This is a genomic window from Gemmatimonadaceae bacterium, assembly GCA_036003045.1.
Taxonomy (GTDB): domain Bacteria; phylum Gemmatimonadota; class Gemmatimonadetes; order Gemmatimonadales; family Gemmatimonadaceae; genus JAQBQB01.
This window is the reverse complement of the sequence record DASYSS010000038.1, coordinates 64,142-74,771: the sequence shown is the minus strand read 5'-3', so window position 1 is coordinate 74,771 and position 10,630 is coordinate 64,142. Positions and strand designations below refer to the sequence as shown.

Annotated in this window: 18 protein-coding genes and 2 pseudogenes; 19 read left to right on the top strand and 1 reads right to left on the bottom strand. The window is 65.6% G+C overall.

What is annotated here, in order from left to right:
- From rpsS to secY, 17 genes and pseudogenes are all read left to right on the top strand, one after another.
- Positions 1-157, top strand: a pseudogene (gene rpsS / locus VGQ44_09770) (30S ribosomal protein S19).
- Positions 158-268: 111 nt separating this feature from the next.
- A complete protein-coding gene (rplV, locus tag VGQ44_09765) occupies positions 269-631 on the top strand; it encodes a 50S ribosomal protein L22 (protein HEV8447099.1) in 363 nt (120 codons plus the stop codon).
- Positions 631-1,290 (top strand): 30S ribosomal protein S3, encoded by a 660-nt coding sequence (rpsC, locus tag VGQ44_09760; GenBank protein ID HEV8447098.1) that lies wholly within the window; start codon positions 631-633, stop codon positions 1,288-1,290. The genes rplV and rpsC overlap by 1 nt, the downstream gene beginning before the upstream one ends.
- Positions 1,291-1,440: 150 nt before the next feature.
- Complete coding sequence (gene rplP, locus VGQ44_09755) at positions 1,441-1,866, top strand: 50S ribosomal protein L16 (GenBank protein HEV8447097.1); 426 nt, start codon at positions 1,441-1,443, stop codon at positions 1,864-1,866.
- 3 nt (positions 1,867-1,869) lie between these two features.
- Complete coding sequence (gene rpmC / locus VGQ44_09750; protein HEV8447096.1) at positions 1,870-2,178, top strand: 50S ribosomal protein L29; 309 nt, start codon at positions 1,870-1,872, stop codon at positions 2,176-2,178.
- Between the two features lies 1 nt (position 2,179).
- Positions 2,180-2,464 (top strand): 30S ribosomal protein S17, encoded by a 285-nt coding sequence (gene rpsQ / locus VGQ44_09745; GenBank protein HEV8447095.1) that lies wholly within the window; start codon positions 2,180-2,182, stop codon positions 2,462-2,464.
- Positions 2,465-2,480: 16 nt separating this feature from the next.
- Positions 2,481-2,849, top strand: a complete 369-nt coding sequence (gene rplN, locus VGQ44_09740; protein ID HEV8447094.1) for a 50S ribosomal protein L14 — start codon at positions 2,481-2,483, stop codon at positions 2,847-2,849.
- Position 2,850: 1 nt separating this feature from the next.
- A complete protein-coding gene (gene rplX, locus VGQ44_09735) occupies positions 2,851-3,258 on the top strand; it encodes a 50S ribosomal protein L24 (protein ID HEV8447093.1) in 408 nt (135 codons plus the stop codon).
- 20 nt (positions 3,259-3,278) lie between these two features.
- Positions 3,279-3,950, top strand: a complete 672-nt coding sequence (gene rplE, locus VGQ44_09730) for a 50S ribosomal protein L5 (GenBank protein HEV8447092.1) — start codon at positions 3,279-3,281, stop codon at positions 3,948-3,950.
- A gap of 32 nt (positions 3,951-3,982) precedes the next feature.
- Complete coding sequence (locus VGQ44_09725; protein ID HEV8447091.1) at positions 3,983-4,168, top strand: type Z 30S ribosomal protein S14; 186 nt, start codon at positions 3,983-3,985, stop codon at positions 4,166-4,168.
- Positions 4,169-4,265: 97 nt separating this feature from the next.
- Entirely contained in the window at positions 4,266-4,664 is a 399-nt protein-coding gene (gene rpsH / locus VGQ44_09720) for a 30S ribosomal protein S8 (GenBank protein ID HEV8447090.1), read from the top strand.
- Between the two features lie 10 nt (positions 4,665-4,674).
- Positions 4,675-5,214: a 50S ribosomal protein L6 gene (rplF, locus tag VGQ44_09715; protein HEV8447089.1), complete on the top strand. Its 540-nt coding sequence runs from the start codon at positions 4,675-4,677 to the stop codon at positions 5,212-5,214.
- Between the two features lie 2 nt (positions 5,215-5,216).
- Entirely contained in the window at positions 5,217-5,570 is a 354-nt protein-coding gene (rplR, locus tag VGQ44_09710) for a 50S ribosomal protein L18 (protein ID HEV8447088.1), read from the top strand.
- Positions 5,571-5,929: 359 nt separating this feature from the next.
- A pseudogene (gene rpsE, locus VGQ44_09705) lies at positions 5,930-6,445 on the top strand (30S ribosomal protein S5).
- Positions 6,445-6,765, top strand: a complete 321-nt coding sequence (gene rpmD, locus VGQ44_09700) for a 50S ribosomal protein L30 (protein HEV8447087.1) — start codon at positions 6,445-6,447, stop codon at positions 6,763-6,765. The pseudogene rpsE and the gene rpmD overlap by 1 nt, the downstream one beginning before the upstream one ends.
- Positions 6,766-6,804: 39 nt before the next feature.
- Positions 6,805-7,248, top strand: coding sequence for a 50S ribosomal protein L15 (gene rplO, locus VGQ44_09695; GenBank protein ID HEV8447086.1), 444 nt, complete (start codon positions 6,805-6,807; stop codon positions 7,246-7,248).
- A 16-nt stretch (positions 7,249-7,264) separates the two neighbouring features.
- Positions 7,265-8,605: a preprotein translocase subunit SecY gene (gene secY / locus VGQ44_09690; protein HEV8447085.1), complete on the top strand. Its 1,341-nt coding sequence runs from the start codon at positions 7,265-7,267 to the stop codon at positions 8,603-8,605.
- A 113-nt stretch (positions 8,606-8,718) separates the two neighbouring features.
- On the opposite strand, the gene VGQ44_09685 is transcribed toward secY, so the two are convergent.
- Positions 8,719-9,192: a GxxExxY protein gene (locus tag VGQ44_09685; protein ID HEV8447084.1), complete on the bottom strand. Its 474-nt coding sequence runs from the start codon at positions 9,190-9,192 to the stop codon at positions 8,719-8,721.
- Positions 9,193-9,245: 53 nt separating this feature from the next.
- Between VGQ44_09685 and VGQ44_09680 the strand changes: the two genes are divergently transcribed.
- Together VGQ44_09680 and map are read left to right on the top strand one after the other, a co-directional pair.
- The gene (locus VGQ44_09680) at positions 9,246-9,884 is read left to right on the top strand and encodes an adenylate kinase (protein HEV8447083.1); all 639 of its coding nucleotides are present in this window, start codon (positions 9,246-9,248) and stop codon (positions 9,882-9,884) included.
- Complete coding sequence (gene map / locus VGQ44_09675) at positions 9,881-10,630, top strand: type I methionyl aminopeptidase (protein ID HEV8447082.1); 750 nt, start codon at positions 9,881-9,883, stop codon at positions 10,628-10,630. Before VGQ44_09680 ends, map begins: the two co-directional genes overlap by 4 nt.

Below are 10,630 nucleotides of genomic sequence, written 5' to 3'. Positions count from 1 at the left end.
CAAGACCTGGTCGCGGGCGAGCACCGTGCTGCCGGAGTTCGTCGGCCACACGTTCGCCGTGCACAACGGGAACAAGTTCATCCCGGTGTACGTGACCGAGAACATGGTCGGCCACAAGCTCGGCGAGTTCGCGCCGACGCGCTTGTTCCGCGGGCACACGGGGCAGAAGGCCGTGGACAAGAAGGCGCCGACACCCGCCGCCGGCACCGCCGCCGCGCCGGCCGCTGCAGCGCCAGCTGCTCCGGCACCGCGGGGAGGGAGATAACCCATGGCCGCCGAAGCCCGCGCGACGCAGCGCTCCGCGCGCCAGTCGCCCTACAAGATGCGCCTCGTCATCGACGAAATCCGCGGCAAGAGCGTCAACGACGCGCTCGCCTATTTGCAGTTCTCAAAAAAGCACGCGGCCAAGCAAATCGAGAAGACGCTGCGCTCGGCCGTCGCCAACGCCGAGCACGCGGCGCGTGAAGGCAACACGACGATCGACGTCGACGATCTGTACATCAAGCACGCGATCGTGAACGAAGGCCAGAAGCTCAAGCGGTTCACGCCCGCGGCGATGGGGCGCGCCACTCCAATCCAGAAGCGCACGAGCCACATCGAGATCATCGTGGCCGAGCGGGAGAGTCGGTAATGGGACAGAAGACGCATCCGGTTGGATTCCGCCTCGGAATCTCGAAGGACTGGAAGTCGCGCTACTACGCGGGCCGCGAGCTGCCGGCGCTCCTCCGTGAGGACGAGCTGCTGCGCAAGTATCTCAAGGCGCGCCTTGGCCACGCGGCGATCGCCGACATCGTGATCGACCGGAAGCCGGGCAAGGTCGTCGTCACGCTGCACACCGGGCGTCCGGGCGTCGTGATCGGAAAGAAAGGCGCCGAGGTGGACAAGCTCCGCGACGAGCTCGCGCACCTGACGGGCAAAGAGGTCGGGATCAACGTCGAAGAGATCAAGCGTCCCGAGCTCGACGCCCAACTGGTGGCGGACAACATCGCGAGCCAGCTGGCGCAGCGCATCTCGTTCCGCCGCGCGATGAAGCGCGCGGTGCAGAGCGCGATGCGCATGGGCGCGCAGGGAATCAAAGTGAAGGCGGGCGGCCGGCTCGGCGGCGCGGAGATCGCGCGCGTCGAAGGCTACCACGAAGGACGCGTGCCGCTGCACACGCTGCGCGCCGACATCGACTACGCGACGTCGACCGCGAAGACCACCTTCGGCGCCATCGGCGTGAAGGTCTGGATCTTCAAGGGTGAGAAGGTCGAGGATCGCCGCGGGACCACCTACTCCTCCGGCATGTAAGACGGGTTACGAAGACGGCTTGATGCAGAATTCCGAGCGGAGGCGCGACGCGCCGAAGCGAGGAACGATCACGAAGATGGTTGATGCAGAATTCCGAGCGGAGGTGCTACGCGCCGAAGCGAGGAACGATCACTTGGACACGAGCGAGCAATGCTGGCACCCAAACGAGTAAAATTCCGCAAGCGATTCAAGGGCCGCACGCGCGGCCTGGCGACTCGCGGCGGCGAAGTGTCGTTCGGCACGTACGGGCTGCAGACGCTGGAGCCGGGTTGGATCACGGCGCGCCAGATCGAAGCCGCGCGCGTGGCGCTCACGCGTCACATCAAGCGCGGCGGCAAGGTCTGGATCCGTCTGTTCCCGGACAAGCCGATCACCAAGAAGCCCGCCGAAACGCGCATGGGCAAAGGCAAAGGATCGCCCGAGATGTGGGTCGCCGTCGTGCGTCCCGGCCGCGTCCTGTTCGAGTTGGAAGGGGTGACGCGCGAAATCGCCGAGAAGGCGATGGCGCTCGCCGCGGCCAAGATGCCCGTGCGCACGAAGTTCGTCACGCGCGAAGGCGCGGAGGGAGGAGCCTGAGCGATGCGAGCTGATGAGATTCGGGAAATGGGTCGAGAGGACATGGAGACTCGCGTCCGCGAGCTTCAAGAGGAGCAGTTCCGCCTCAAGTTCCGCAGCGCGACGGAGCCGCTGGAGGATCCGCTGCGTCTGCGCGTGATCCGGCGCGACATCGCGCGGCTCAAGACGGTGCTGCGCGAGACCACGGGGTCGGGCGCCGGAGCGGTGAACGCGATGGCGAGCGCAAAGACGACCGCCAAGTCGGCCGCGAAGCCGGCCGCCAAGGCCAAGGCGAGCGCCAAGACCGGCGGAAAGCGGAGAACCAATGCCTGATATGACGACGAACGATGGTGCCACACCGGCGGTCGAACGCGGATCGAGAAAGGTCCGCACCGGGCTCGTGGTGAGCGACAAGATGCAGAAGACCGTGATCGTGGCGATTCAGCGCCGCGTTGCGCATCCCGTGTACGGCAAAATGGTCACGCGCACGTCGCGCGTGAAAGCACACGACGAACAGAACGCCGCCAAGACCGGCGACACCGTCCGGATCACGGAGACGCGCCCGCTGTCGAAGGACAAGCGCTGGCGCGTCGTCGAGATCGTCGAGCGGGCGCGCTGAGCCGGGAGATGATTCGATGATTCAACAGGAATCCATGGTCAAGGTGGCGGACAACTCGGGCGCGAAGACGGCGCTCGTGATCCGCGTGTTGGGCGGGACGCGGCGTCGCTACGCCGGGCTCGGCGACGTGGTGATCGTCGCCGTGAAGAATGCGCTGCCCAACGGCACCGTGAAGAAGTCCGACGTCGCGCGCGCGGTCGTCGTGCGCACGGCGAAGGAGACGCGGCGGAAGGACGGCAGCTACATCCGCTTCGATGAAAACGCCGTCGTCATCATCAACGAGCAAGGGGAGCCGCGGGCCACCCGCATCTTCGGTCCCGTCGCGCGCGAGCTGCGCGAGAAGCGGTACATGAAGATCGTGTCGCTGGCGCCGGAGGTGATCTGACATGCGAATTCTCAAACACCGCAAGACCGACCGCCCGCGCGCCGTCAACCGCAAGCGCCACGAGGACAACGCCGCGCGCGTGAAGGTGCACGTGACGGCGGGCGACACCGTCCGCATCATGCGCGGCGACGACAAGGGCAAGGAAGGCAAGGTCATCCGCGTGAACCACCGGACCGGCCGCGTGACGATCGAAGGCATCAACATCGTGAAGCGTCATCGCCGCGCCCGCACCGCCGACGAGCAGAGCGGGATCGTGGACTTTCCGGCGCCGATTCACGCGTCGAACGTGATGCTGCTCGATCCGAAGAAGGGCAATCCGACGCGCACGCGCCGGCAAATCGACGAAGACGGAACGAAGGAACGGATCGCCGTGAAGAGCGGCGAAGCGATTCCTCGAGTGCTGAAGTAGGCGACAGAGGACACGGACACATGGCCAACAAAGAGCAGAAGGGCGGCGGGAAGGGTAAAGGAAAGAAGGGCGGCGGCGAAGCGCGCGCGCGTGGACCGCACGCCGGCGCGAAGCTACCGGTTCCGCCGCCGCGACTCCGCGGGTTCTACCACGAAACGGTGCGCACGAAGCTGACGCAGCAGTTCTCGTTCTCGAACCCGCACCAGGTGCCGCGGCTCGAGAAGATCGTGCTGAACGTCGGCGTCGGCGAAGCGATCAAACAGCCGAAAGCGCTGGACTCGGTCGTCGAGGAATTGGCGACGATCACGGGACAGCAGCCCGTACGCAAGAAGGCGAAGAAGTCGATCTCCAACTTCGGGCTACGCCAGGGGCAGGAGATCGGCGCGGCGGTGACGCTGCGCGGCGCGCGGATGTGGGAGTTCCTCGACCGCTTCATCAGCGTCGCGATTCCGCGAATCCGCGACTTCAGGGGTCTGGGAACCCGGTCGTTCGACGGGCGAGGGAATTATTCGCTCGGCCTCAAGGAGCAGATGATCTTCCCCGAGATCAACTACGACTCGATCGAGTCGATCCACGGCATGGACATCACGTTCGTGACGAGCACGAACCGCGACGACCACGCGATGGCGCTGCTGCGCGAGCTCGGCATGCCGTTCCGCACGGACGAAAAGAAAGCCCGCGGCGCCGCCTGACGCCGAACATCACTTAGTCCAGAGAGATCCAGATGGCTCGCAAGGCGATGATCGAGAAGAGCAAGCGGAAGCCGAAGTTCAAGGTTCGCGTCCACAACCGGTGCGGCCGCTGCGGCCGTTCGCGCGCATACCTGCGCCGGTTTGGCTTGTGCCGGATCTGCTTCCGCGAGCTGTCGTTGCAGGGAATGATTCCAGGCGTACGGAAAGCCTCGTGGTAGCGGTCCACCGGTCCACCGGTCTACCGGTCCACCGGATTTTCATTTCACCCTATTCCTCCACGTCCAACTCGGATACGAGAGGAGATCAGATTCAGTTATGAGCATGACCGACCCGATCGCCGATATGCTGACGCGGATCCGCAATGCGTGCGGATCGAAGCACCGCCGCGTGGACATTCCGGTGTCGAAGATGAAGACCGAGATCGCCCGGATCCTGAAGGAGAACAACTACATTCAGGATTATTCGACGCTCCAGACCGACGAGGGACGGCAGGTGCTGCGCGTCCGGCTCAAGTACGCCGGCGGACAGCCCGTCATCCGCGAGCTGCAGCGCGTGTCGACGCCCGGTCTGCGCCGCTACGTCGGCGCCGGCGAGATCCCGCGCGTCCGCAACGGGCTTGGCCTGGCGATCCTGAGCACGAACAAGGGCTTGATGTCCGACCGTGAGGCGCGGCAGGCGCGCACCGGCGGCGAGCTCGTCGCGATGGTGTGGTAGGAGAATCCTCATGTCACGAATCGGAAAGCTGCCCGTGGCGATTCCCAGCGGGGTCACGGTCGCCGTCGAAGGCAACACGGTGAAGGTCAAAGGCCCCAAAGGCGAGCTCGCGCACCGGCTGCCGTCGGGCATCACCGTCGAGAAGACGGACGCGGACCTCAACGTGAAGCGCGCGTCGGACGAGACGAATCACAAGGCGTTGCACGGACTCACACGCTCGCTCATCCACAACATGATGGACGGCGTGACGAAGGGATATCGCAAGCAGCTCGAGATCACGGGCGTCGGCTACAAGGCGGAGCAGCGGCCGTACGGCTTGCAGCTCGCCCTCGGCTTCTCGCACCAGATCGAGTACAAGGCGCCCGCAGGCATCAAGCTCACCGCGCCGCAGCCGACGCAGATCATCATCGACGGCGCCGACAAGGCGCTCGTCGGTCAGGTCGCGGCCGAGTTGCGCGGTCTGCGTCCGCCGGAGCCATACAAGGGCAAGGGAATTCGCTACTCCGACGAAGTCGTTCGTCGCAAGGCCGGTAAGACGGGAGCCAAGTAATCATGCCAACGTTCGGAAAGTCGCGTGAGGAGAAGCGGCATCGCCGCCACCTCCGCGTTCGGAAGAAGGTCACCGGCACGCCGGAGCGCCCGCGCCTCGTCGTGTTCCGCTCGCTCAAGCACATCACCGCGCAGCTCGTGGACGACGTCTCGCGCCGCACGCTGATGACCGTGTCGAGCACGGAGCTGGAGACGGGTAAGAAGACGGCAAAATCGCTCGAGGTCGGCAAGCGGGTCGCCGCCAAAGCGAAAGACGCCGGCATCAGCAAGGTCGTGTTCGATCGCGCGGGTTACAAGTTCCACGGCCGCGTCAAGGCCGTGGCCGACGGCGCCCGCGAGGGCGGTTTGGAGTTCTAATAATGGAAAACACTCAGAGAGCATCAGGCGGCGGCGCTCCGCAGGGCCAGGGCGGCGGTGGCGGCGGTGGCGCGGGCGGGGGTGGTAGCGCGCGCAGCGGCGGCGGCAGCGCCCGGAGCGGCCGCGGTGGCGGCGGTGGCCGAGGCGGCGGTGGTGGCCGCGGTGGGCGCGGCGGCGGCGGACGTGGTCCGGGCGGTGGCCCGGGCGGCGGGCGCGGTCGCGGCGGTCCCGGCGGTGGTGGCGGCCCCGGAGGGGGAGGGGGCGGCGGCGATCGTGGGGGCGGCGACCGTGGAGCTCGCGGCGGCCGTGAAGGCGGCGGGCGTCATGGCGACGAGCGCGGACGCGGAGGGGAAGGCAGCGATCTTGTCGAGAACGTGATCGCGATCAACCGTGTCGCCAAGGTCGTGAAAGGCGGCCGGCGCTTCTCGTTCAACGCGCTCGTGGCCGTCGGCGACGGGCAGGGGAAAGTCGGTTTCGCGTCGGGAAAGGCGAACGAGGTCTCGGAAGCCGTCCGCAAGGCGGTCGACGCGGCCCGCCGAAACATGGTGGCCGTCCCGTTGACCGGCAGCACGATCCCGCACGAAGTCGTTGGATCACACGGAGCCGGTCGGGTACTAATGAAGCCGGCCGCGCCGGGTGCCGGTGTGATCGCCGGCGGAGCGGTTCGCGCGATCATGGAATGCGCCGGCATCTCGGACATCCTCACCAAGAGCCTCGGTTCGACCAACCCGCACAACATGGTTCGCGCGGCAATGCAGGGACTCCAGCAGCTGACGACCGTCGAGCAGATCGCGCGTGAGCGTGGCGTCGAGACGTCGTCGTTGGGCTACCGGTCACGTGCCAAGGCGCGTCAGGCGTCCGGAGCGACGGCCTGATGGCGCGGACTTTCGTGTGGCACCCGCGACGCGGGCCGGCGAAGACGGAAAAGCAGAATCTTCCGGAATCGGGTAACGTTCGTATCAAGCAGATCCGAAGCGGCATCGGGCACTCGTGGCGCATGCGCGCGACGCTCGAGGCGATCGGACTCAAGCATCATCAGGACGTAATCGAGAAGACGATCACTCCGGGGTTGGCTGGGCAGCTCAAGCAGGTGCGTCACCTCGTCGAGGTCAGCGTGATCGACGGCGGGGGGGACAAAAAGACCAAGTCCAAGCCGAAGCCCAAAGCGAAGGCGAAGGCGGAGGCGACCGAGTAAATGCCGAGAAAAGCGAAGGCCGAACCGAAGGTCGAAAAGATCGGCCTCTACAATCTTTCGCCGGCGCCGGGTTCCACGAAGAACCGCAAGCGTCTGGGCCGCGGCCCGGGTTCGGGCACCGGTAAGACGTCGGGCAAAGGCACGAAGGGCATCAAGGCGCGCGCGGGACACCACGGTCCGGGCGGCGGCAAGCCACATTTCGAGGGTGGCCAGATGCCGATCACTCGCCGTCTGCCGAAGCGCGGCTTCACGAATCCATTCCGCGTGGAGTCGCAGCTCGTGCGCCTCGACGACTTGGAGTCGATCAGCGGTGACATCACGCGCGAATCGCTCGCCGAGGCGGGTGTGATCCGCGCGAACAAGGGCCCGGTGAAGGTGCTGGCGAACGGTGCGATCACGAAGGCGATCGCGGTGCGCGGGCTCAAGGTGAGCGCGGGCGCTCGCGAAAAGATCGTCGCGGCCGGGGGCCGCGTCGAGGAGTAATCGAGGGAACCTCCATATGGCTCAGTCGAATGCGGCGGCGTCCGCGGTCCAGAATCTGTTCCGCACGCCGGAGCTGAAAGACAAGATCCTCTTCACGCTGCTCTGCCTGCTGGTGTATCGCATCGGCGCGCACGTGACGGCGCCGGGCATCAACCCGCAAGCGATCTCCGACTTCATCGACTCGCAGAAGAACGGCGGCGGGTTGCTCGGGTTGTACAACCTGTTCACCGGCGGCCAGCTCGCGCGGGCGACGGTGTTCGCGCTCGGGATCATGCCGTACATCTCGGCCAGCATCTTCCAGCAAATCGCGCAGGCCGTGGTGCCGCAGGTCGACAAGATGTCGAAGGACGAGGAAGGGCGGAAACGGCTGAACCAATGGTCGCGCTACGCGACGGTGGCGCTCGCCGCCGTGCAGGCGTGGGGCTTCGCGATCTTCGCCGAAGGCATTCAGGGCGCGGTGGCGAACCCCGGCTTCAAGTTCCGCGTCCTGATGACGTTCTTCCTCACGGTCGGCGCGATCTTCGTCATGTGGCTGGGCGAGCAGATCACCGAACGGGGCATCGGAAACGGCGCGAGCTTGATGATCTTCTTCTCGATCGTCGAGCGGATTTGGCCGAGCATTTTCTCGGCGTTCGGCTACGTGAGCACGGGCGTCATCGGCGCCTTTTCGCTCGTCGTGCTGATCATCATCATGGCGGCGGTCGTCGCGGCGGTGGTCGCGGTGACGATGGCGGCGCGCAAGGTGCTGATCCAGATACCGCAGCGCACGATGCAGAAGGGGCGCATGCGCGAGGCGAGTCGGAGTTTCATTCCGCTGCGCGTCAACGCGTCGGGTGTCATGCCGATCGTCTTCGCGCAGTCGGTGATCGTCGTGCCGGGCGCGGTCGCGCAGTTCATGGGAAGCCCGCGGCTCCGCGACTTCGCGGACTACCTCGCTCCGGGCACGACCATGTACTACATCCTGTCGGCGATCCTCATCCTGTTTTTCACGTACTTCTATACGTCGATCATCTTCAACCCGATCGACGTCGCCGAGAATCTGAAGAAGCAGGGCGGATTCGTGCCGGGCGTGAAGCCCGGTGCCAAGACAGCCGAGTACATCGATGACGTCGTCTCGAAGATCACGCTTCCCGGCGCGCTCTTCCTGACCGCGGTCGCTCTTTTGCCGATCTGGATTTCGACGGCGATGAACGTGCCGTTCAACTTCGGCGGCACCTCCCTCCTCATCGTCGTCGGCGTCGCGCTCGACACGATCACGCAGATGAACCAGCATCTTCTCCTGAGGAAGTACGACGGCTTCATGAAGAAGGGCCGGATCAAATTCCGCGGCCGCCAGGGAGCGCCCGGCGGGTACTAGCCCGTGCGTGGCGACGATCGGGGCCCGGCTGCAATGGCCGGGCCTCTTTTTTGTGCCGGCCCGAAACTGCTTCACCGCAGAGACGCAGAGGACGCGGAGGAACGCGGAGGGTATCAGAGGCGGTTCACCAAACGCTTGATGCCGTCGCGCATGCGAGGGACGTGAGAGTTGAGGAGCAGGCCTAGGCGGCGACCGCTCAGTCGCAGGTACGTCAAAAGCCGGGCTCTGTGAATCGGGAGCAGGGACGCGACCGTCTTCAATTCAACAATGACGGCGTCTTCAACGATGAGATCGACTCGATGCCCGACCGGCATGGTGATGTGCTTGTACACCACGGGCAGTGGCGCTTGTGTTTGCACGGCGAGTCCACGTTGTTGAAGTTCATACGCCAGGCACGTTGTGTATGTGCTCTCGAGCAATCCCGGACCCAATGCCGAGTGCACCTGGATCGCCGCATCGACAATTGCCCCGCTTATGTCATTCCAGTCTTTCAAGGTTTCCTCCGCGCTCCTCTGCGTCCTCGGCGTCTCTGCGGTAAAGCGGTTCAAGCAAGCCGGCCGATAGAGTGGCCCAGCGTGGCGCGACACTCGTCATCGAATCAATCCCGGACCAACCAGAATCTCCGTACATTTCCACGACCATGATCATCGTCCTCTTCGGAAAGCCAGGCGCTGGGAAGGGAACGCAGGCTCCGTTGCTCTCCAAGAAGCTCGGTGTGCCGACGCTCGCGACGGGTGACGTTCTGCGAGGGGCGGTGCGGGCGGGGACTCGGCTCGGACTCGAGGCGAAGGCGTTCATGGATCGCGGCGACCTCGTGCCGGACTCGGTGATCCTCGGCATCGTCGGCGAGGAGCTGAAGCATCCGGAGTACGAGCGCGGCGTGATCCTGGACGGCGTGGTGCGCACCGTGCCGCAAGCCGAGGGGCTGAACGCGATGCTGAAGACGCTCGGGCGCGGCGTCGACGCCGTGCTCGTCTTCGACATCGACAACGACGAGATCGTGAATCGTCTGAGCACTCGCACCGTGTGCGAGAGGTGCCAGACGCCGTACACAGGACGGCAGCCCGGCTCTCCGTGCGACAAGAACGACGGCGGCAAGCTCGTGCGCCGCAGGGATGACGAGCCGGACGCGATCCGGACGCGGCTCCGCGTCTATGAAGAACAGACGGCGCCCGTGCTCGACTGGTACAAGAAGAACGACGGCAAGATCGTGGTGGTCGGCGCGGTGGGTGAAGTCGGCGCGATCACGGCACGGGCACTGGAGGCGCTGGGCAAGTGATCCAGCTCAAGTCGGCGCGCGAAGTCGATTTGATGGCGCAGGGAGGGAAGATTCTCGCCGCGACCATCGAGACGCTGCGCGGCGCGGTGCGCCCGGGAATCTCCACCGGCGAGCTCGATACGATCGCCGAAGAGTTCATCCGTAGCCATGACGGCGCGGTGCCGGCGTTCAAGGGCCTGTACGGATTTCCCGGCAGCATTTGCGCGTCGCTGAACAACGAGATCGTGCACGGCATTCCGTCGCCCAAGCGCATCCTCAAGGACGGCGACATCGTATCGCTCGACGTCGGCGTCGGGTACAAGGGGTATTTCACCGACAGCGCGACGACCGTTGCCGTCGGCAGCATCTCGGGGGAAGCACAGCGTCTGCTCGAGGTCACGCAGCGCGCCCTGGCCGCGGGAATCGACGCGGCGGTGGTCGGCAATCACATCGGCGACATCGGCGCCGCCGTGCAGGGTGTCGTCGAGGCGTCGGGATTCACCGTGGTGCGCGATCTGGTTGGACACGGGATCGGCGTCGAGTTCCACGAGGAGCCGCAGGTGCCCAACTACGGCAAGCCGAAGCGGCGCGAACGTCTGTCACCGGGACTCACCGTCGCGATCGAGCCGATGGTCAACGTTGGCGGACCGGCTACCAAAACGCTCGCGGATCGTTGGACGATCGTGACGCTCGACGGCTCGTTGTCCGCGCACTTCGAGCACACCGTCGCGATCACGGAAGATGGGCCGAGGGTGTTGACGAGGTAG